General features: G+C 68.7%; 17 protein-coding genes and 1 pseudogene. 7 read left to right on the forward strand and 11 right to left on the reverse strand.

Annotated elements, in window-relative coordinates; all coding sequences use genetic code 11:
- Positions 1-10: 10 nt before the first annotated feature.
- The 5 genes and pseudogenes from WME90_RS06505 to WME90_RS06525 all read right to left on the reverse strand — a co-directional run.
- Positions 11-424: a sigma factor gene (locus tag WME90_RS06505; protein ID WP_437280199.1), complete on the reverse strand. Its 414-nt coding sequence runs from the start codon at positions 422-424 to the stop codon at positions 11-13.
- A gap of 497 nt (positions 425-921) precedes the next feature.
- The gene (locus WME90_RS06510) at positions 922-1,815 is read right to left on the reverse strand and encodes a hypothetical protein (protein ID WP_437280200.1); all 894 of its coding nucleotides are present in this window, start codon (positions 1,813-1,815) and stop codon (positions 922-924) included.
- 308 nt (positions 1,816-2,123) lie between these two features.
- Positions 2,124-3,554, reverse strand: coding sequence for an ATP-binding protein (locus tag WME90_RS06515; RefSeq protein ID WP_437280201.1), 1,431 nt, complete (start codon positions 3,552-3,554; stop codon positions 2,124-2,126).
- Positions 3,551-3,808: a helix-turn-helix domain-containing protein gene (locus WME90_RS06520; RefSeq protein WP_437280202.1), complete on the reverse strand. Its 258-nt coding sequence runs from the start codon at positions 3,806-3,808 to the stop codon at positions 3,551-3,553. Before WME90_RS06520 ends, WME90_RS06515 begins: the two co-directional genes overlap by 4 nt.
- Before the next feature lie 472 nt (positions 3,809-4,280).
- A pseudogene (locus WME90_RS06525) lies at positions 4,281-4,484 on the reverse strand (methyltransferase); the annotation flags it as partial.
- 183 nt (positions 4,485-4,667) lie between these two features.
- On the opposite strand from WME90_RS06525, the gene WME90_RS06530 reads away from it, so the two are divergent.
- Positions 4,668-5,732: an NAD(P)-dependent alcohol dehydrogenase gene (locus tag WME90_RS06530; protein WP_437280203.1), complete on the forward strand. Its 1,065-nt coding sequence runs from the start codon at positions 4,668-4,670 to the stop codon at positions 5,730-5,732.
- A gap of 34 nt (positions 5,733-5,766) precedes the next feature.
- Here the strand turns inward: WME90_RS06530 and WME90_RS06535 are convergent, their stop codons facing one another.
- A complete protein-coding gene (locus tag WME90_RS06535; protein ID WP_437280204.1) occupies positions 5,767-6,726 on the reverse strand; it encodes a LysR family transcriptional regulator in 960 nt (319 codons plus the stop codon).
- Between the two features lie 149 nt (positions 6,727-6,875).
- Here WME90_RS06535 and WME90_RS06540 point away from each other — a divergent pair, with 149 nt between their 5' ends.
- Both WME90_RS06540 and WME90_RS06545 read left to right on the forward strand, forming a co-directional pair.
- Entirely contained in the window at positions 6,876-7,415 is a 540-nt protein-coding gene (locus WME90_RS06540; protein ID WP_437280205.1) for a hypothetical protein, read from the forward strand.
- Positions 7,412-8,839, forward strand: a complete 1,428-nt coding sequence (locus tag WME90_RS06545; protein WP_437280206.1) for an MFS transporter — start codon at positions 7,412-7,414, stop codon at positions 8,837-8,839. The genes WME90_RS06540 and WME90_RS06545 overlap by 4 nt, the downstream gene beginning before the upstream one ends.
- A gap of 114 nt (positions 8,840-8,953) precedes the next feature.
- Here WME90_RS06545 and WME90_RS06550 read toward each other — a convergent pair whose 3' ends face one another.
- The 3 genes from WME90_RS06550 to WME90_RS06560 form a co-directional block, all read right to left on the reverse strand.
- Positions 8,954-9,427 carry a DinB family protein gene (locus tag WME90_RS06550; protein WP_437280207.1) on the reverse strand — a complete coding sequence of 158 codons (474 nt, stop codon included), beginning with the start codon at positions 9,425-9,427 and terminating at the stop codon, positions 8,954-8,956.
- A gap of 135 nt (positions 9,428-9,562) precedes the next feature.
- Complete coding sequence (locus WME90_RS06555; protein WP_437280208.1) at positions 9,563-10,780, reverse strand: alpha/beta hydrolase; 1,218 nt, start codon at positions 10,778-10,780, stop codon at positions 9,563-9,565.
- 18 nt (positions 10,781-10,798) lie between these two features.
- Complete coding sequence (locus tag WME90_RS06560) at positions 10,799-11,863, reverse strand: aldose epimerase family protein (protein WP_437280209.1); 1,065 nt, start codon at positions 11,861-11,863, stop codon at positions 10,799-10,801.
- A 797-nt stretch (positions 11,864-12,660) separates the two neighbouring features.
- Between WME90_RS06560 and WME90_RS06565 the strand changes: the two genes are divergently transcribed.
- The 3 genes from WME90_RS06565 (at position 12,661) to WME90_RS06575 (ending at position 16,703) form a co-directional block, all read left to right on the forward strand.
- A complete protein-coding gene (locus tag WME90_RS06565; RefSeq protein ID WP_437280210.1) occupies positions 12,661-13,338 on the forward strand; it encodes an RNA polymerase sigma factor in 678 nt (225 codons plus the stop codon).
- Positions 13,339-13,624: 286 nt separating this feature from the next.
- Positions 13,625-15,076 carry a DUF1592 domain-containing protein gene (locus WME90_RS06570; protein WP_437280211.1) on the forward strand — a complete coding sequence of 484 codons (1,452 nt, stop codon included), beginning with the start codon at positions 13,625-13,627 and terminating at the stop codon, positions 15,074-15,076.
- Between the two features lie 52 nt (positions 15,077-15,128).
- A complete protein-coding gene (locus tag WME90_RS06575) occupies positions 15,129-16,703 on the forward strand; it encodes a DUF1552 domain-containing protein (protein WP_437280212.1) in 1,575 nt (524 codons plus the stop codon).
- Between the two features lie 132 nt (positions 16,704-16,835).
- Here the strand turns inward: WME90_RS06575 and WME90_RS06580 are convergent, their stop codons facing one another.
- A complete protein-coding gene (locus WME90_RS06580; RefSeq protein WP_437280213.1) occupies positions 16,836-17,579 on the reverse strand; it encodes an SDR family oxidoreductase in 744 nt (247 codons plus the stop codon).
- A gap of 158 nt (positions 17,580-17,737) precedes the next feature.
- Here WME90_RS06580 and WME90_RS06585 point away from each other — a divergent pair, with 158 nt between their 5' ends.
- Positions 17,738-18,634 carry a cupin domain-containing protein gene (locus tag WME90_RS06585; RefSeq protein WP_437280214.1) on the forward strand — a complete coding sequence of 299 codons (897 nt, stop codon included), beginning with the start codon at positions 17,738-17,740 and terminating at the stop codon, positions 18,632-18,634.
- A gap of 46 nt (positions 18,635-18,680) precedes the next feature.
- Here WME90_RS06585 and WME90_RS06590 read toward each other — a convergent pair whose 3' ends face one another.
- Complete coding sequence (locus tag WME90_RS06590; protein ID WP_437280215.1) at positions 18,681-19,295, reverse strand: DNA-3-methyladenine glycosylase I; 615 nt, start codon at positions 19,293-19,295, stop codon at positions 18,681-18,683.
- Positions 19,296-19,532 lie beyond the last annotated feature (237 nt).

Genomic DNA, 19,532 nt, shown 5'->3' on the forward strand with positions numbered 1-19,532 from the left:
TCCAGCTGCCCTACTGCATGCTTCGCGCTATCAAGCCGATGGGATCGCCAGTTGGACATAGACGGCGGCCCTGCGCGCCGGCGTCCTCCTCGATGGTGGCGAGCTCGCCAGCGAGGGAAACGGCGGCACGCGCGGCCACCCGAACGCCGCGCCGCTCAAGATCGCGTCGAGATGGATCGGGCGCGCCCGTGCGTGTGCTGCGCGGGCGAGGAGGTGTATCACCCGGTGCGCTGCCTGCGGCGATGGCGGCCTGCGCGAGTGCCATGACGGATCCCAGGGTGTCTGGCGAGTCCAGCAAGGCCGCGGCGCGCGCGTTGCTGGAGTGCATGGGGTCGTACCGAGGGAAGCTGCGGTAGGCGCCCAGCAGGACGTCCTGGCACAGGTCCTCGAGGTCCTCCTCGGCGACACCGAGGAACCGGAGCATGCCTGGGAGGACGTGAACGGCGGTTGCGTGCATGGATGCCCAGGCGCCGTGCTGGACCGGGGCGGCCGGAGGACGAGAAGGGCTCATGCTTGGAATTACGGGGCGTCTCCCGCGGCCGTCACAGAATCGGGCCGGGCCGAAGCCCCTCTGAGCCGATGCGGCCCCCCTTCGACCCGACGCGCACCCGCCTCCGACCCGATGCGACTCCAGCTCGGCCGAGGGGCGACCCCCTCGGCCGCGTGGGACGCCCGGATGGGAGGGGGCAGCTCCTCGAGCAGACCTGGGACGCCAGTTGCCGTTCGCTGCGCGGCGAGCCTGCCCGCCCCGCCGATCTTCCGGGAGTTCGATGTCGGCGCCCCGCGCCCAGAGTGACGCGATCTCACGATAGCGCGCGCGTGTGCTGGTTCCCCGTGAACGTAACGGCGGTGGGGTGACGATGACGTGGAAGAAGTGCTGGGCCAACGGGCCGACATGCATGGATGCCGGACCCGACTCGATCACCGACGCCGGGCAGCCTCCTCAGCGGCCCACGACGCCCGCAGCAGCTGGATAGCCGACCGCGGACGGCTCGTCGGAGCGCACCGCGCGAGGATGATCTTCCAGCCGTTCCGTGCGCTCGCCGCCTCCGCGACGATGTCTGCGACCTCGCTCGCGTCCACCCGCTCCTCGGAGAGCCGCGCCGTCGCACCGTACTCCGCGGCGAGCGCACGGCGCTCGGCGGGGCCCTTGGCGCGCGCGAGGATGCACGCGGAGGCCTCGCACGAGTACGCGAACGTCTCGCGCTTGCGGTACTCGATGTCGAGGAGCCACTCCTTCGTCCGCGTCTCGCGAAGACCGACGGTCGCGCGCTTGCAGTTGTGGAAGATGTGCGCCGCCTCGTGAACGATGAAGTCGGCGAACGGATCGTCGTCCGCGAAGTACTCGACCGAGACATAGCAGGTCGTCCCCTCGCTCAAGCCAACGAGGCACGGCGCGTCCTCGCCGAGCAGATCCGCGCCGAGGCTCGCGAGGTACAGGTTGGCGAGCGTCCATGCCGAGCTGTCGTATCCATGCTCCAGCAAGAGCGGCTCGATGTTCGCGCTCGTGACGAACACGACCGACGTCTCGAGCGTCGCGAGCACCGCATCCTGCTCGACCCGCGGGAACAGCCCCCGCACCATCGGCTCGACCTTGCCGCGTGTGATGGCGACGGTGTCGGCGTGCGGCAGCGACTGGTGCGCGAGTCCTTCGGCCCGCCGCCGCACCTCGCGAACGAGCGCGCCTCGGAGCTCCTCATGGGCGCGGTTCGCACGCGCCATGAACTCGCCGGGCCACGCCGCGTGGTGTGGGTCGGTTTCGCCGGTGCGGAGGTACCGCTCGACCTCGTCGGCGATGCTGGGCGCGTTGCTCACTGGCGCATTCTACTCGGGCAGCGCTTCCGGGTTGTCAGCAACCGACGCGGACGGTGCGCGCCGGGTGGCCGCTTTTGTGGCAAGGCGGCTATTCGACCCGACGCCGCGCGCGCCCAGCTTCAGCAGGAGACCTTGCCCGCAGCAAACCCCGCGATGAGCGGCATGGAGAGCGCGACGCCGTGCCCGCCTTGGCGGCCATCTCGCCGTCCTCATGCACGTCGAAGTCGCCCTCGATCTGCGCGGCGAAGTCCTCCTCGAGGAGCTTCCGCGCTCGCTGGGTGGCGCATTCGATGGCGTTGCGTGTGTCCTTATCCGCGACGCACCCCCTTCTTGCTGCTCTTCTGGGTCGCCTTCGTGCCGGTCTCCCTGGGCTTCGCCGCTGGTCTCGACCTCGATGCGACCTTCTTGGCTTTCGGCCTGGTCTTCTTCGAAGCGGTGGGCTTCGTGGCTCCGCCTCTCGACATGGGCTTCCCTGGCTTCGCCGACTCGAAGCGGGGATGGGCCCGCAGGACGCAAGTCACGGAGACCTCCGTGGCATCGAAGATGGGTGGGGGACAGCCCGTCGCCTTCATCGTGCTCCGGATGGTCTGGATACCTTGTCCCTCCGCCTGGGCGAGCTGGAGGCGAGAGAGGAACCAGGCGAGCGCCTGGTTTCGCCAGCGGGGCGTGACGTTCCCCGTACGGAGGTTCTTCAGCGTCACACCGACGGGAAGCGGCCCCGGTGAGACGAACTCGATGCGATCACGGTACGAGGTGAAGCGGCCAGGATCGATGAGCTCATAGTCTCGATGCGCGAGCGCGTTGACCATCGCCTCCTGGAGAGCTCGCCGTGGATACTTCTCCGCATTCGGCGCCTCGAGGTTGGTCTTGTCGAACAGCGTCACGGCTTCCGCGTCGAGGAGATCCTGAAGGCGGCGCGCCTGATCGAGCAGCGTGCCGGGGATCTCGAAGCGACGAGCGATGGGACCCGTGCGATCGAGCCCCGGGTACGCGGAGAAGATCGAGAACGCGCCGGGGATGAAGCGCTGGGGTTCTCGTCCGAAGAGCAACACGGCGAAGTTCCTCGGACGCAGCACGCCGGAGAGCGGCTCGGCCACGCACAGCGACGGCACGAACGGCGACAGCTGGACCCCGTCGACCAGGTAGGGCTCGACACCACGGTCGAGCGTGAAGACCCCCATGCGCTGCAGCGCGTCCCTCAGCGTGAGCAGGTCGATGTCGTTCACGGTCGCGGCGTTGCACGGCCTCCGATCCCAGGGCTCCAGCGCCCCCTTGCGAACGAGCAGGTCCTTGAGGAGCCCGTTCCGCGCCTCGATCGTGGAGCGGCTCACCCGCACGAAGTGCTTCGCCCCCTCGTTGTTTCGGCGAAACGTGTGCGCGGAGCCCGTGGCAGGCTGGAGGAAGACCAGGATCCGCCGCTGCGGATCATCCGACTCGAGCTCCTCGACCAACGGCGCCAGAGGCGGAGAAACGCGATCCCTGCACCGAGTCAGGACCGTGTTCTCGACCTCCTTCAAGCGTGCCGCGGTCAGCCCCGCGCGAACGAGCTTGGGAAATCCGCTCTCGTCCTTCTCCTCCTTCGCACCACATACCACGTAGCCGCCGCCCAGATTCTGGAGGTCGTTCGCGAAGGCAGAGAGCGTCTCGACGACGTCGTTGACATCAGCGACGTTCTCTTTCCATTCCGTCTGCTCGCTCTCCCGCCTCGCGAGCTCCACGAGGTCGATGCGGGCCGTCACGAGAGCACCACCTTCTTGCCCGCCCCGATGAGGCGCGCACACTCGTCGAGCGTCTTGAGCTTCTCGAAGAACGGGGGCCACTCGCTGACGTTGTCGAGCACCCACTCGTCGACCTCGGAAAACTGGAACTTCCAGAGACGTCCTATTTTGTGCGCCGGCAGGCTCCGGGTCTCGATCCATCGGTAGACCGAGTCCTTCGCCACCCCAAGGTGCCTGGCGACGTCTTCAACCGAGGCCCAACGCTCTGTCGTCATCGGCTCCGCTCCGGTCGCGTGGAATCCCGTGTGCACCGGAGCACGCTACCCGGGCCGAGTTCTGCCAACAAGACCCGACTAGAGTCGAGAAGAACGGGTGTGGCTCGGAACCTACCCGCGCCGGACGCCGGACGCGCACACCGCCCGCTGCGGGGCTCACGTCCCCGCGTGGGCCACCGATCGGACGGGCCGCTCGGCCATCGGCTCTGCGCCGTCGGCGGCTTCGAGCGCACGGACGGCGTCTTGAAGATCGGGCGCGAGGAGGAGCTAGTCGAGCAGGCGCGACGAGGTTCCGGTCGATGGCGCCCTGCAGCGGCTCGGCCGGCTGGAGCTCGCCGACGGGCTCGCCGCCCTGCGGCGCGCACGCGCCCGGCTCCACCGCCACGACCGCGGCCGACTTGCTTCCCAGGCCGACGCCAGGCGATCCCGTGCGGCGGTCCTGCCGAGGTCGGCGTGCCTCGAGCCCGGGTGCTCAGCTCGTCTCGATCGTGAGTTCGTTGCCGCGTCCCGCTTCGAACGGGAGCGGCTGGGAGAGGTAGCCGTTCTGCGGTTTGCGCACATAGTCGATATAACCCGAGGCCTGCTCGAACGCGTTCTCGCCGATGATGATCGCGCCAGGCTTCAGATGCGGCTCAAGCAGCTTGAGAACGTCCAGATAGAGGATGAAGGCGCCGTCGGAGGGGGTCGCGCGGTGCGCTGCCTGCGAAGTTATTGTAATTGTTATGATTTTTCGCAGTCGGCGCTCTGGTTCACCGTCGGCGCCGAGCGCATGATAGTGCTGCACATGGCCCGGCAGCCGGCGAGCGAGCAGGGCCGAGCCTACCTCTTCCCGGAGCTCAAGCTCTTCCAGGAGTAAAAGATGACCGTGAAAGCCTTTGGTGCCGATGCCGCCGACAAGCCGCTTGAGGCGCTCGACATCTTTCGTCGCGCTCCAGGCGACCACGATGTGCAGATCGACATCGCCTACTGCGGCGTCTGCCACTCGGACTTGCACACCGTCCGAGGTGAATGGGCCGGCACGCTCTATCCGTGCGTTCCTGGGCACGAGATCGTGGGGCGGGTGTCCGCTGTGGGGGCCCAGGTATCTCGCTTCGAGAAGGGCGAGCTGGTCGGCGTCGGCTGCATCGTCGACAGCTGCGGCAGCTGCGCGTCCTGCGCCGAGCACCTCGAGCAGTACTGCGAGAGGGGCATGACGCTCACCTACAACTCTCCGACCCCGGACGCCCCCGGGCACACGCTGGGCGGCTACTCCCAGCGGATCGTCGTCAACGACAGGCACGTGGTGAAGATCCGCCATCGCGAGGAGCAGCTGGCGGCCGTCGCCCCGCTGCTCTGCGCCGGCATCACCACCTATTCGCCGCTCCGGCACTGGAAGGCCGGGCCCGGCAAGAAGATCGGCGTGGTGGGCATCGGCGGGCTCGGCCACATGGGCGTCAAGCTCGCCCACGCGATGGGCGCGCACACCGTCGCGTTCACGACGTCGGAGTCGAAGCGGCATGACGCCCGGGCCCTCGGCGCGGACGAGGTCGTGGTGTCGCGCAACGCGAGCGAGATGGACGCTCACGTCGAGAGCTTCGACATGATCCTGGACACGGTCGCGGTGAGCCACGACCTCGACGCCTTCACGAGGCTGCTCAGGCGGGACGGCGCACTGGTGCTCGTGGGCGCGCCGAAGGACGCCCACCCGTCGCCCACCGTCTTCAACCTCGTGCTCAAGCGCAGGGCGATCGCTGGGTCGACGATCGGCGGCATCGCCGAGACGCAGGAGATGCTCGATTTCTGCGCGGAGAAGGGGATCGTCGCCGACATCGAGGTGATTCCGATCCAGCGGATCGAACAGGCGTACGGGCGGATGCTCAAGGGCGACGTCAAGTATCGCTTCGTCATCGACACCGCCAGCCTGGCCGCCGGGTCACAGCGGTAAGGCCATCGGTCATCGTCAACACTGAGGGGCAGCGCTAGCCCCTCCGCCTCCTCCGTGGCTCGCCGCGCTGCCCAGCACGCCCTTTCCGCGCCACCGTCTCTTCCCCGCCTGCCACGCTCTCCCGCACGCTGTCGCGCAACCAGCGGTGAGCGGGGTCTGCGTCCAGCCTCGGGTGCCACAGCAACGACACGGTGATCTCCGGCGCAGCGAAGGGCAGCGCGAAGCTGAACAGGCCGTCGCGCAGGCTCCGGGTGTGGTGCTCCGGAACGGTGGCGATCAGATCGGTCGCGCGCGCCAGGGCGATCGCCGTCGCGAACCCGCCGACGATGGTCACCACCTCGCGCGCCAGACCGAGCGCGGCCAGGTTCTCGTCGATGCGCCCCTTGGCCACGCCGCGCCGTGAGAACACGACGTGGCGTCCGGCGGCGTAGCTCGCGGGCGTGATCTTCGCGCGGCTGAGGGGGTGGTCGCTGCGCACGACGCCGATGAAGCGGTCGCGGAACAGCGCCTGCGTGCGCAGCTCGGGGCTGGTCTCTTCGTCGACGACGCCCGTCTCGAGGTCGACGGCACCGGCGCGCAGCGGCGCGCTGTCCTTGTCGGGCTTGGCCACGAAGCGCAGCCGGACGCCTGGCGCCTCGGCGCCGGTGCGCTCGATCAGGGCTGGACCGAAGCTCTCCACGAAGCCCTCGCTGGTGCGCAGCGTGAAGGTGCGCACAAGGCGCTTCAGGTCGAGCTTCTCGGCCGGGCGAAGGACGGCCTCGGCGCCCTGCACCAGGTGGCTCACGCGCTCGCGCAGCTCGAGCGCGCGTGGGGTCGGCACCAGGCCGCGTCCAGCGCGCACCAGCAGGGGGTCGCCCACGGTCTCACGCAGGCGCGCGAGCGCCCGACTCATCGCCGAGGGGCTCAGGCGCAGGCGTCGGGCCGCGCCGGTGACGCTGCCTTCCGTGAGCAGCACGTCGAGCGTCACGAGCAAGTTCAGATCGGGCAGCGCCATGCCGCCAGGCTAACAGAGCTCGGGGCGAGACATGGCGTCAAACGCAAAGGTAAGTTGCGTCCATTGCGCGTTCCGCAATCCGTGCCGGCGCTCTAGCTTGGACGTCGAAGCGCGGATCACGTCGATTCGAGCCGAGCCGGAGGCCACGTATGACCGAGAACGCCCTTGACCTGTTCGTCCATCGCACCCGCGCCAGCTGGGGACCGCTCAGCAGCGACCTTGTCGCCAGCTGCCGCCGTCACCTTGAACAGCTGGCGAAGGCGCCCGCCGCCGAGCCCTGGCTCGCGGCGCTGCACGAGGAGGCGCCCGCTTCCAGGGAGCTCTACCGGGACGCGAAGCACGGCTTCGTGCTGCAGGCCCACACCGAGCAGGCCGGGCTCTACCGCCCGCCGCACGACCACGGCCGCAGCTGGGTGATCTACGCCCTCCAGCGCGGAGAGATCGCGATGTCGACCTACGCCCGCGTCGAGACCGGAGCCGGCATCCAGCTGGTCAAGCGTGACGAGACGCTGCTGCGCGCCGGTCAGGCGCAGCTGTTCTTGCCGGGAGACATTCACGACACGCGCTGCGTCGCCGGCCCGGCGCTGCTGTTCCGCTTCACCGAGCGCGATCTCAAACAGGAAGATCAGGTCGCGCGGCGCGTGACCCGCTATGTCGAGCGCAACGGCGTCTGGACGGTGGGAACATGATCGCGCTGCGCACCTCGATCGCGGGCGCGCCCGTGCCGAGCGAGGCGTCCGAACAGGCGGCTTCCGGTGTGCAGCGCCCGGCGCGCGCGGAGGCGATCGCGTGTGTGCTCGCGGCCATGGTGCTTGTGGTGCTCTCCGCGGGCATCGCCAACGTGGCGCTGCCCGCGCTGGCGCACGCGTTCCAGGTGACGCCCGCCGTGTCGGTGCGCGTCGTCAGCGCCTACCAGCTCGGGCTGGTGATGGCTCTGTTGCCGTGCGCCGCGCTGGGCGAGAGCCTTGGCTGTCGCGCCGTGTTCACGGCAGGCGTCGGGCTGTTCACGGGCGCGTCGGTGCTGTGTGCGCTGGCGCCCTCGCTCCACTGGCTTGTCGCTGCGCGCTTTTTGCAGGGGCTCGGGGGCGCCGCCGTGATGGCGCTCGGCGTCGCGCTCTTGCGCTTCGTGGTCCCGCAGGCGCAGCTGGCAGCCGCCATCGGCTGGAACGCGCTCGCCGTGGCGCTGTCCTCGGCCGCGGCGCCCACGGTCGGCGCCGCGCTGCTCTCGAGCGCGAGCTGGCCCTGGCTGTTCGCCGTCAACCTTCCGCTCGGCGTGGCGGTGCTGCTCGCAACGCGCGGCCTCCCCGATGTCCCCGGCACGGCGCGAGCGCTGGACGCGACCAGCATGGCGCTGAACGCGGTCGCCTTCGGCGCGCTCATCACAGGCGCGGAGCTGCTGCCGGCCGAGCCAGCGCTCGGGGCCGGCTTGCTCGCCGCAGCCGTCCTGAGCGCGACGCTGTTGCTCCGCCGCGAGCTCCCCAAGGAGGCGCCCCTGGTGCCGCTCGACCTGCTGCGCAGCCGCTCATTTCGCATCTCGGTGATCGCGTCTGTCGCGTGCTTCGCGGGACAGGCCTCGGCGCTCGTCGCGCTGCCCTTCTATCTGCAGCACAGCTTTGGCCAGCAGGCCCTGGCCACCGGGCTGCTGATCACGCCCTGGCCGCTGAGCGTGGCCATCGTGGCGCCCGTCGCGGGCCGCCTCGCCGACCGCATCTCGACGGCGTGGCTGTGCGCGACGGGCGCGGTGTGTCTCGCGCTGGGGCTCGCGGCGATCGCGCTCTGGCCGGCGCGCGGCAGCGCGCTGGCGCTGGTGCCGTTCGTGGCGCTGTGCGGCGCGGGCTTCGGCCTGTTCCAGGTGCCGAACAACCGCAACATGTTCCTCGCGGCGCCGCGCGCGCGGAGCGCCGCCGCGGGCGGCATGCAGGGCACCGCGCGGCTGGCCGGCCAGACGGCGGGCGCTGTCGTCATGACCTTGCTCTTCGTGCTCACGCCAATCGACGCCGCGCCGCGCATCGGCCTCGGCATCGGCGCCGTGCTGACGCTGAGCGCCGGGATCGTCAGCGCGCTGCGCGCCGGCTCGCACCGCGGCCATGACGGGGGGAGGACGGGCAGATGAAAGCCGCGGCGTACGAGCCCTTCGGGCCACCGGAGGTGGCGGCGATGCGCGAGATACCGAGGCCGGGTGCCGCTGGATGACGAGGTCCTGATCGGCGCTGGCGGGTCCGTGCTCTCACGGTTCCATCTTCAACAAGTCGGTGTCGCCGGGGTGTGCCCCCGCGGCCGTCAACATCGCATGCACCTGTCCGCGATGGTGCGTCTGGTGGTTGAACATGTGGATCACCAAAAAGGCGTGGGTGCGCGGCGCCTTCGTCTTGTGTCCGCCCGGAGACCGGACCGGCGATCGCGTGAGCCACGCCGGATCGAGCGCCTCTGCCCAGGCCACGATGTCCGCGTCGAGCCCGATGCGCGCCGCGCGCAGCTCTTCCCAGTCCTGGTAGCGGTCGTGGGACCTGTTCATCGGCGTCGCCGGGTGGGGGCGCTGGGCGAACCGACCCATCCAGACCTCGTCCGCCCACAGAATGTGATTGAGCGTGCCGTGAATCGAGCCGAAGAAAGCGCCGCGGTCCCGCTTGCGATCGGGCTCGGACAGGGCGTCTGCCGTGCCGTTCAGGTTGTCGTTCTGCCACCGGTTGTAGGCGGCCATGGTCACCACGTACGTCGTGTCGATCACGCTCGAAGCCTCCGGGGGCGAAGTCTAGCCTTCCCGTGAGCGCCGCGCTCCACAAGCTCGCCCGAGGCGCCGCCGGTCGAGGCCCGGCATGTGCCGGACCGCCATGCGTCAATCGACCGGATAGCCCCGCCACATCCAGCGCAGCGTGTCGGGGAGCGTCTGCTTGATCACTCTCCCGTCGCAGTGGTTGGCGCCCTTCGCGTAGACGAAGCGGTAATGATACCCCTTCTCCTTGAGGACCGCCGCCACGCGCTGGTTCGCCATCACCCAGTTGTGGTGGCTGGCTTCATCGCGGTCGCTGCCGAGGTCGTTCTCGCCGACCTCCAGGAAGATGCGCAGCGGCTTGCGCGGGTTCTCCCGGATGAGCCCCTCCGTGTACTCCCAGGCGCCGTCGGGATACTCGGCCTCGGTGGGCGCGATGGGGTTCTGCTGGTCGACGAACGTGCCGGCGTAGGTGACGATCTTGCGGTAGGTGTCGTGGCCGAACCAGCCCATGGTCAGCGCCGCCGCCCCGCCCGAGCTGCACCCGTACGTGGCGCGGCCGTCCGGGTTGCTCGTGAACTTCAGGTTGGGGTACGCGGCGTGGACGGCTTTGTCGTTCTTGACCGCCTCGAGGAGCTCCGTATCGACGAACCTCTGGTAGGCGTCCGACATGGTATCGTATTCGAGCCCCCGCTCGCTGCCGTACGAGTCGCCCCCTCCGCTCGCGGCGAAGATGGCGATGACGCTCGGGAAACGGTTGTTCGGGTCCGCGACGAAGTTGTTGATCGTGTTGATGATCTCGTTTCTGTCGCGCGCGTCCTGGACGACCATGAACGGCGCCTCCGCGCCGTCGACGTACGTCGCGGGGATCGCGACCTCCACGTGGCGGTTGAAATCCCCCTTGGCGTTGTTGTTCAAGGTCGAATCGTGGCCGGTGAAGATTTCGCTCTCCCGGGATGACAGGGAAAACGTGAACGTCCGCCCCTGGGGAACGCCGTCGATCCTCTTGATCTCCGGGGCGTCCTGGTAGTTGGGCCCGATCTCGAAATCACCGTCGCCTTCGGTGCCGACCGGATCGACCGTCCCGCCCTGTCCTCCCCCGCCGTTCGGGTTCGGGTCGTCTGTGCCGCCCGTGCCGGAGGGGCTGCCGCTGCTGCTAGAAGCGCTGCTGCTGCTGCTGCTCGAAGAGGAGCTGCTGCTGCTCGAAGAGCTGCTGCTCGAAGAGCTACTGCTTCCTATTCCTCCGCTGCCGCCCGAGCCGTCGGCGGCGTCGTTGTCGGACCCGCAAGCAGCGATTGAGAGCGCGACAAGGAGCGAGATACTGCATGTGCTCGAGCGGGTCATGGATCCTCCTGGGACGAGCTACTCGGTGGTGAACCGGAAGACGGCCGTCTGTGCGTAGGGTTGGCCGGGCTTGAGGATGACCTCGTTCTTCCAGGCCGGGACGTTGATCGAGTTCGGGAACTTCTGCGGCTCGAGGCACAAGCCGCTGTACTGGTTGTAGACCGCGCCGCCCTTGCCCTTGACCGACCCGTCGAGGTAGTTGCCGGTATAGAACTGGACCCCAGGCTGATCTGCCTCGACCGTCAGCACCCGACCGGTCTTCGGATCCTTGACCCGAGCCACCTCGCGGAGCTTGTGCGGGTCGCCGTTGACGACCATGTTGTGGTCGTATCCGACCGGCTTGCCGCCCACGGCTGTCAGGTCCCTGCCGATCGGCTTGGCGGCGGTGAAGTCGAGCGGCGTCCCCTTCACCGGCTTGATCTGGCCCGTGGGGATGCCGGTGGCGTCCGGCGGAGTGTAGCTGTCGGCGTGCAGCGTCAGCTCCTGGTCGGCGACGGAGCCCGAGCCGTGCCCTCCCAGGTTCCAGTAGCTGTGGTGGGCCATGCTGACGATGGTGGTCTTGTCGGTCGTGGCCGACATCTCGACCCTGAGCTCGTTCTCGTTTGTGAGCGTGTAGATCGCGGTTGCGTTGACCGTGCCGGGGTATCCTTCTTCCCCGTCCTTCGAGACGTACGTGAGCTTGATGGACGGGCCGTGCGGCGTCTCGGTCGCTTCCGCGTCCCAGACGACCTTGTCCCAGCCTTTCTTGCCGCCGTGCAGCGTGTGGGCGCCGTTGTTCGCGGAGAGCTTGTAGGTCTTGCCATCGAGCTGGAATTGCGCGTTCTTGATGCGATTGGCCACGCGGCCGACCGTCGCCCCGAAGTACGGGCTGCTCCTTAGGTACCCGTCGAGGTTGTCGTGGCCGAGCACGACGTCGCCCATCTTCCCTGTCTTGTCGGGGACGTGGAGCTCGGTCACCGTCGCGCCGTAGGTCATCACCTTCGCGACCAGGCCGTTCGCGTTCGTGAGGGTGTAAAGGAACACCTCTTTGCCGTCGGCGTTGCCGAAGGGCGCCTTGGAGACGGGAGCGGGCTTTGCGTTCACGGCTTCACCACCAGGTGGCTCGGATTTGGCGGCCGGGGCCGCTGGAGAGGCGTCCGTCGCGGGGGTCGCCGCCGGCGCAGGCGGTGCTGCCGCAGGGGGCGTGTCGACGGCCTGCGCGCCGCCGCATGCGCCGGCGGTGCACGCCGCCATCGTCAATCCGAACCACGATCTCGTCCTACAGTTCGCCATGCTGTTCCCTCCGCCAGGATTGGCTCACCTGGAGCGGCTCCACCTGAGCGAGCCCAGCGCGGGCGAGCCCCCGCGAGCTCGCCATGGCTTGCGTTGACGACACCCGGGCGGCGTCCGTGCAGAGCTCGAGTCCTGTACCAAGGACCAAGAGTCCGGCGCACACGACGGCTACCCGGGACAAAGCGGGAGGACGCCCCGAGACGGATTTGTGAGCGTTCACATCGTCTATGTCAACCCAAATGAACCGGCGCGAGGCGAGCCTCGATCCCGAAATTGGGATCCACGTCGAACAATACCGTGGTCTTGCGCCCGTCCTCTTGACGCGCCGCTCCGGAGGAGACTTGCCAGCCATCCGATGTGGAGCCTGCCCGCGGATGGACAAGATCCTCGTTGACTCCATAAATGTGAGCGCTCACAATATGGGTTCCTACTTCGGCTTTGCCCTGAGGGGGGTCGCCATGCATACCGGCTCCTTCGCCATCGGGATCGGGTTCGGCTCCGACCCCGAGAGGGTTGCGTTCGTATCGATGGTGCGTGCCGAGGCTGCTGCGTCGATTTCATCTCGGCGCATTGGCATGAATGCGACAGGTCTGTCCTTGATCGGTACCTTGGCGAGCTCCGACGCGACCGGCGCCGCGGTCGCTCCGTCGACGGCTCCGCCCGCCGACGCGGTCTCCGCCGTCGTCGAGGACGGCGTACAGGCCGCGCCGCTCGACTTCGCCACGGTGTACCGCAAGCTCTTTCCCCTCGTCGGGCGGACCGTGCGCCGCCTCGGCGTGGACGCCTCGGCGCACGAGGACGTGTGCCAGGAGGTGTTCGTCGTCGTGCACCGACGGCTGCCGGAGTTCCGGGGCCGCTCCTCGCTGACGACGTGGGTCTTCGGGATCGTCGTCAAGGTCGTGCAGGCGCACCGGAGGTCGTTGCGCCGCCAGAGCCCGGCCCTCCGCGGGACAGGAGAGATCGTGGATCCCGAGCAGGTCGCAGGGCCGAGCAACCTGAGCCCCTACGAGGCCATGACGAGGGAGGAGACCGCGCGCGAGGTGCACGAGCTGCTCTCGTCGCTCGACGAGGAAAAGCGCGTCGTGCTCCTCCTCGCCGAGCTGGAAGAGATGCCGGCGGCGGAGATCGCGCAGGGGATCGGGGTGAACATCAACACCGTGTATGCGCGGCTGAGGGCCGCTCGACAGGCGTTCTCCGACGCGGTGCACCGCCACCACGCCAGGGTCCGAGGAGGCCCACGTCCGCCCCACACACGGGCAGCCCGAGGAGCAACATCAACACCGTAGTCTTATGCGCACAAGGCACAACCTGATTTCGCGAGGCAGCGGTCGATTTGATCACGAAATCAGCGCGCACCGGTCACTAAGGGGTAACAGCCGATTCCACACGCGGGAGCCGACGATGACGTTCAGATTGGACCGAGTGTTCGCGAGTCCCTGGCTCGCTGCCGGGGGATGCCTCCTGAGCATCTCGTGTACTGGCACCCTCGGGAGCGATGACGCTCCGGAGCCGGGCGATGGCGCTCCGGAGCAGGGCGCGACCCTCACTGTAGAGGGGATGCCTCTCCACCATATGACAGCTTCGGAGTATAATTCCACTGTCGCCCACCTCCTGGGAACGAGCCTGAGGCCCGCGGACGGCTTCCCCGCATTCGGCGCGAAGGGCTTCGACGCGAACGTGAGCGCGCTGTCGAACCTCTCGCAGGTCCTTGTCCAGGGGTATTACGACGCCGCCAGGAACCTCGCCGAGGACGCGTTCTCGAACGAGGCGCAGCGCGCCAAGATCCTCGTGTGCGACCCGGCGCAAGGCGCGGACGACGGGTGCGCGCGCGAGATCATCGAGCGCTTCGGGCTGCGCGCGTTCCGGCGCCCGCTCGACGCGTCGGAGGTCGACAGGTACGCGGCGCAGTACACCCAAGCGCGGACCGCCCTCGAGATGTCCCCCGTCCAGGCGGTGCAGCACGTCGTCCGGACCCTGCTGACGTCGCCGCATTTCCTCCTCCGGATCGAGCTGGGCCCCGACTCGAAGCGATCGCCGGGCACCCTCAACGGCTACGAGATCGCGTCGCGCCTCTCTTACCTGCTCTGGAGCTCGCTCCCCGACGAGGAGCTCTTCGACGCGGCAGAGGGCGATGAGCTGGCCACCGAGGACGAGCTCCGGGAGCAGGTGGACCGCATGCTGGACGACCCGAAGAGCGCCGCCTTCTTCCAGAACTTCTACGGACAGTGGCTCGGCACGCGCACGCTCCCCAGCCACAACGCCGACGAGACCCGGTTCCCGAACTGGAACGACGAGGTGAAGGCCGCGATGCTCGACCAGGTCAACGACTACTTCGCCGGCTTCACGACCGGCGAGCAGCCGTGGTCCGAGTTCCTCACGGCGCCCCACCCGGAGAGCCCGCTGCTCGAGCCGCTCTATGCGAACGACCCCGAGGGCGCGCGCAAGGGGTTCCTCATGCTCCCAGCGTTCCTGACGCTGTCGTCCCGCGCCGACCGGACCTCTCCCACGGCCCGCGCGAAGACGATCATGGAGCAGCTCTTCTGCGCGCCCTTGGCGCCGCCCGCCAACGTGGATATCCCGGAGCTCGGCGCCGCGGGCGGGGACGAGAAGCCTGTCGAAAATGTGCGCCAGGAGCTCGAGAAGCACCGCGCGTCGCCCGACTGCGCGGGCTGCCACGACGTGCTCGACCCGATCGGGCTGAGCCTGGAGAACTTCGATCCGATCGGCGCTTACCGGACCGCGTACCCGAACGGCGACCCGATCGACGCGACGGGGGTGTACCAGGGCGTGGCGTTCGAGGACATCGCCGGCCTCGTGCCGGAGCTCGCCGAGGCCTCCCGGACGGGGACGTGCCCCTCCGAGCAGCTCTTCAGCTATGCGCTGCGCCGGCGCCCGAGCGGCGGGGACAGGACCAGGATCAAGGAGATCGCCGCGCGCTGGAGCGGGGGGACGATGGCGGATCTGGTGAAGCAGGTGGTGATCAACGATGCGTTCCGCCTTCGAGCGAAGGACAAGGCGCGGTGAGGCCGCGCGCGTTGTTTCTGCACAAGACGAGGCACGAAGGAGCGATGCGCACATGAAACGCTTGATGACACGCAGGAATCTGTTGCGCGGCGCGGGCGTCTGCCTGGCGCTGCCGTTTCTCGAGAGCCTCGCGCCGCGCGGGGCGCGCGCGGGGGAGCCCGGCACCCCGAAGCGCTTCCTGCTCTGCACCTTCCCGAACGGGGCGCCCCATCACTGGTGGGAGACGGCCCCGGCGTTCGGAAAGACGTTGAAGGGCGCCGACTTCAAGCTGCCGAGGGTGCTCGAGCACTTCGCGCCGGTGAAGTCGAAGATGCTCATGATAAGCCGCCTCGGCAACTACACGTGGAGCACGGAGCAGCACCCCTACATCGAGCCTTCCCACTCGCGCCTCGGCGCGGCGCTCTCGACCTGCGTGGACGCCGATCAGCTGGGGAGGGAGGCGCGCCAGGACCTCGGCGAATGGGTGGGCAACGGCGTCTCGGTCGACCAGCTCATCGTCCAGAAGGCAGGCCCGGAGCAGGCGACCCGCATCCCGTCGCTTCAGACGGGGCTCGGGGTCAAGCCCGGCTTCTTCGACCAGCGCAGCTACGCCTACAATCAGGTCCTCTCGTGGAAGAGCCCGCGCGAGCCGCTGAAGCGCTCGGTCAACCCGAAGGCGGTGTTCGACGCGCTCGTCGGCGCGGGCGCAGGGGCCGGCGTGCCAGGGCAGAGCGACGAGGAGGCCAGGATCGAGGCGGAGCGCCGCGCGGCGATGGAGAAGAGCGTCATCGACGGCGTGCTCGCGGACGCGAACTCGCTCATGAGCCGGGTCGGCTCCGCGGATCGCAAGATCGTCCAGCAGTACCTGGACTCGCTGCGCGAGATCGAGAAGAACGCGACCCGCGTCCAGTCGACGATGACCCCGCAGACGGGCCTGGGCTGCAGCCCGATCGACAAGCCCGGTGTGGTCCCCGAGCCGCCGGGCCAGGCGGAGGGGCTCAACGAGAACGACAACACGGGAGCCGGCCCGTACAAGCACGAAGATCACGCGAAGGTCATGATCGACCTCATCGTCATGGCCATTCAATGCGACGTGACGCGCGTGATCACCCACATGCACGACGACATGCGCTCCGAGTTCGAGTATCGGTGCATCCCGGAGGACGTCCGCGCCAAGGTGGGACTCGCGTACAGGAGGGAGGCCAGCCTGCACTACCACTCCTCCCAGCACGCCGCCGGCAACCTCGACCGCGCGACCCAGGACGGCCGGTACAAGATCGTCCAGCAGAGCAACCTCGACTACGCGGCAATCAACTGCTGGCTCAACCAGAAGAGCGCGCAGCTCGCGCAGCGGCTTGACGCGATCCCCGAGGGAGACGGGACGGTGCTCGATCACTGCGTCATGGTGCACATGAGCGAGATGCGCTCGCACGATCACGACGGGTACGACCTGCCCATCGTGCTCCTCGGCGGCGACGGCGTCTTCTTGAACGACGCGCACGTCGCCTACGGCGCCCTCGGCAGCGATCGCCAGCTCCGCGATCTGTGGTTCACCATCATGAACCAGTATTACGGCCTGGGCGTCTCGTCGTTCGGCGAGGATCGCCGCGGCCAGCCGAACGCGTTGCTCGAGGAGATCCTGCGGTAGCGCGGTGGTTCCCGTGCGCCCACGGGCCGCTCCAGGGCTACGCGCTGGTCGAAGACGACGGCGTCTTGTGAGCGGCCTCACCCATGAAGACAGCGCCCATGACCGACGGTCCCCGCGCCGGGTAGACCGAGCTCAGTTCGATCGAGCCAGCGCCACCGCGTCGGGGCCGGCCGGGAAGCGGAGCTTCCCCGTCGCGTCGTTCGCGGCGCGCCACACGACCTCGGCCACGTCGGACTCCCTGGTCACCGCAGACGGCTGCCCGAGAGAGGCGAAGATGCGCTGTGCGAAAGGCGCGTACGCCTCGGGGAGCAGCCCCTGCATGCGGGCCCCCCCGTTGCTCGTGAAGCTCGTGCTCGGGCCGTAGCCCGGCTCGACAAGCTTCACCCGCACATTGAACTCCTCGAGCTCGAACGCGAGCGACGCGGTGAACCCCTCGATGGCCGTCTTGCTCGCCGTGTAGACGGCCACCAGCGGCATGGGCGCCAGCGTCGCGCTCGACGTCACGTTCACGATCACCCCCGACTTGCGCGCGCGGAGCTGGGGAATCACGGCCTGCGTCATCGCCATCACGCCGAAGGTGTTGGTCTCGAACACGTCGCGTACCGTGGTCATCGGCGTGACCTCGAAGGCGCCCATGAGCCCGATGCCCGCGTTGTTGACGAGCACGTCGACAGGGCCGCTCGCCTCGAGCGCGGCCGCGATGCTCTCGGGCCTCGTCACATCGAGCGCGACCACGCGCAGCCGGTCCGATCGGGGCAGCACGTCCTCGCGCGGCGTGCGCATCGTCGCGACCACGTTCCAGCCCTGCGCGTGGAAGTGGCGCGCGGTCTCGAGGCCATAACCAGATGAACAACCCGTGATGAGCACCGTCTTCATCGCGCCACCTCCCTGCGAAGCTTGCCACCGAATCCATACGTAGCCTTCATGTCGACTCCTTCGCCGCGGCGCGCGCGGCGTTCATGGGGGTAAAGTAGCCGCGGCGCGCCGGACGATCTATCATGGACGGTCCATATTTCATTTGTTAGAGTCCGGACGTGAGCGACCCTCTCTCCGAAATCATCGCGCTGCTCCAGCCGCGCGCCGTGTTCTCGAAGGTCATCAGCGGAGCCGGCCGCTGGGGTGTTCGCTACTCGGACTTCGGCCAACCGAGCTTCTCTGCCGTGCTCGAGGGGAGCTGTCGTCTCGCTGTCGACGGCCAGCGCGCCGTCACGCTGGACGCAGGTGATTTCGTGCTCCTGCCGGCGACGCCGGGCTTCACGCTGTCGGGATTCGATCCGGTGAGGCCAGAGCGCATCGATCCCAAGGTCACGCCCGCGCCGACGGGCGAGGTCCGCCACGGCACGCGCGGCGGACGCCCCGACGTGCGGCTGCTCGGCGGCTATTTCGTCTTCGACTCGCCGGACGCGGCTCTCATGGTGTCGCTGCTGCCTGCGCTTGTGCACGTCCGCGGTGTCGAGCGGCTCTCGGTGCTGGTGCGGCTCGTCGGCGAGGAATCGAACGAGCAGAAGGCGGGTCGCGACCTCGTGCTCACGCGGCTCGTGGAGGTGATGCTCATCGAAGCGCTGCGGTCGACCTCGGGTGACGACGCGCCTCCGGGGCTCCTGCGCGGGTTGGCCGATGCTCGGCTCGCGCCAGCGATACGACAGATGCACGGCCAGCTCTCGCGCTCGTGGACGGTGGTCGAGCTCGCGAAGGCGGCGGCGCTCTCGCGCTCGACCTTCTTCGAGCGCTTCACCCGCGCCGTGGGCCTGCCGCCGATGGAATACCTGCTCGCCCTGCGCATGGCCGTCGCGCGGGATCTGCTCCGCCGTCACGACCTCGGGATCGCCGAGGTCGCCGAGCGCGTCGGCTACGGCTCGGCGAGCGCCTTCAGCACGGCGTTCAGCCGGCACGTGGGCCAGCCTCCGAGCCGCTACGCGCGCGCGGGCTAGCACTACATCCGCCCCTCTCGGCGCGATGGGCGTCGGGCGCGAGCTGTCAGCGTCGGGGGCGCTCGAACGTCCTGCGCGAGCGCTCGACTTCTGCCCTGATGAAGCAGCCCTCGACGTGATCATTCACGAGCCCCATCGCCTGCATGAACGAGTACACCGTCGTGGGGCCGACGAACTTCCAGCCGAGCTTCTTCAGGTCCTTCGAGAGGGCGATCGCCTCCGGCGAGGTCGTCACGGTCTGCGGTCGCGCGAGCCGCGCGGCGTCGGGCTCGTAGCGCCAGACGAACGCCGCCAGCGAGCCCTCACGCTCGACGAGCTCTCTGGCGCGTCGAGCGTTGTTGATGACCGCCTCGATCTTGCCGCGGTGGCGGATGATCCGCTCATCGCCGAGGAGCCGTTCGACGTCTCGCCCGGTGAAGCGAGCGATCTTGGCGACGTCGAAGCCGTGGAACACAGCGCGGAAGCTCTCACGCTTGGCGAGGACGGTGCGCCAGCTCAACCCGGACTGGAAGCCCTCGAGGCAAATCTTCTCGAACAGGCGGCGGTCGTCGCTGACCGGAAACCCCCACTCGCGATCGTGATAGTCGATGAACTCCGGCGCTGCACCGGACCAGCGGCAACGCGCTCGGCCGTCGGGCCCAACGATCGTCTCGGTGCTCATGGCCGGCTGGCTTCACCCTTGTTGTCGGAGAGATCGAGAGGAACAAAAGACATGGCTCATGCTACCGCAGGGGCGGCGGGAGGGGCATCGGTCATTTGCGGCTGGCCAGCGCGGATCCGCGCAGGTGTCCAGGGGCGCACACGGGGCACCAGCGGGCGCGGTCGCCGAGCGCCGGTGCCTCCAGCACCATCCCGCCGTTGCGCCGGTCGGCAGGCCGGAGCGGCGTGGCTCGCACGC

Origin of the sequence: Sorangium sp. So ce375 (genome assembly GCF_051473855.1) — a bacterium.
Classification (GTDB): domain Bacteria; phylum Myxococcota_A; class Polyangia; order Polyangiales; family Polyangiaceae; genus Sorangium.

Excerpts from the sequence above, each read along its gene's own strand:
- WME90_RS06580 (WP_437280213.1), bottom strand. The coding sequence starts at position 17,579 with ATGAAGACGGTGCTCATCACGGGTTGTTCATCTGGTTATGGCCTCGAG.
- WME90_RS06545 (WP_437280206.1), top strand. The coding sequence starts at position 7,412 with ATGATCGCGCTGCGCACCTCGATCGCGGGCGCGCCCGTGCCGAGCGAG.
- WME90_RS06530 (WP_437280203.1), top strand. The coding sequence starts at position 4,668 with ATGACCGTGAAAGCCTTTGGTGCCGATGCCGCCGACAAGCCGCTTGAG.
- WME90_RS06590 (WP_437280215.1), bottom strand. The coding sequence starts at position 19,295 with ATGAGCACCGAGACGATCGTTGGGCCCGACGGCCGAGCGCGTTGCCGC.
- WME90_RS06550 (WP_437280207.1), bottom strand. The coding sequence starts at position 9,427 with ATGGCCGCCTACAACCGGTGGCAGAACGACAACCTGAACGGCACGGCA.
- WME90_RS06570 (WP_437280211.1), top strand. The coding sequence starts at position 13,625 with ATGACAGCTTCGGAGTATAATTCCACTGTCGCCCACCTCCTGGGAACG.
- WME90_RS06535 (WP_437280204.1), bottom strand. The coding sequence starts at position 6,726 with ATGGCGCTGCCCGATCTGAACTTGCTCGTGACGCTCGACGTGCTGCTC.
- WME90_RS06555 (WP_437280208.1), bottom strand. The coding sequence starts at position 10,780 with ATGACCCGCTCGAGCACATGCAGTATCTCGCTCCTTGTCGCGCTCTCA.
- WME90_RS06520 (WP_437280202.1), bottom strand. The coding sequence starts at position 3,808 with ATGACGACAGAGCGTTGGGCCTCGGTTGAAGACGTCGCCAGGCACCTT.
- WME90_RS06540 (WP_437280205.1), top strand. The coding sequence starts at position 6,876 with ATGACCGAGAACGCCCTTGACCTGTTCGTCCATCGCACCCGCGCCAGC.
- WME90_RS06505 (WP_437280199.1), bottom strand. The coding sequence starts at position 424 with ATGCTCCGGTTCCTCGGTGTCGCCGAGGAGGACCTCGAGGACCTGTGC.
- WME90_RS06575 (WP_437280212.1), top strand. The coding sequence starts at position 15,129 with ATGAAACGCTTGATGACACGCAGGAATCTGTTGCGCGGCGCGGGCGTC.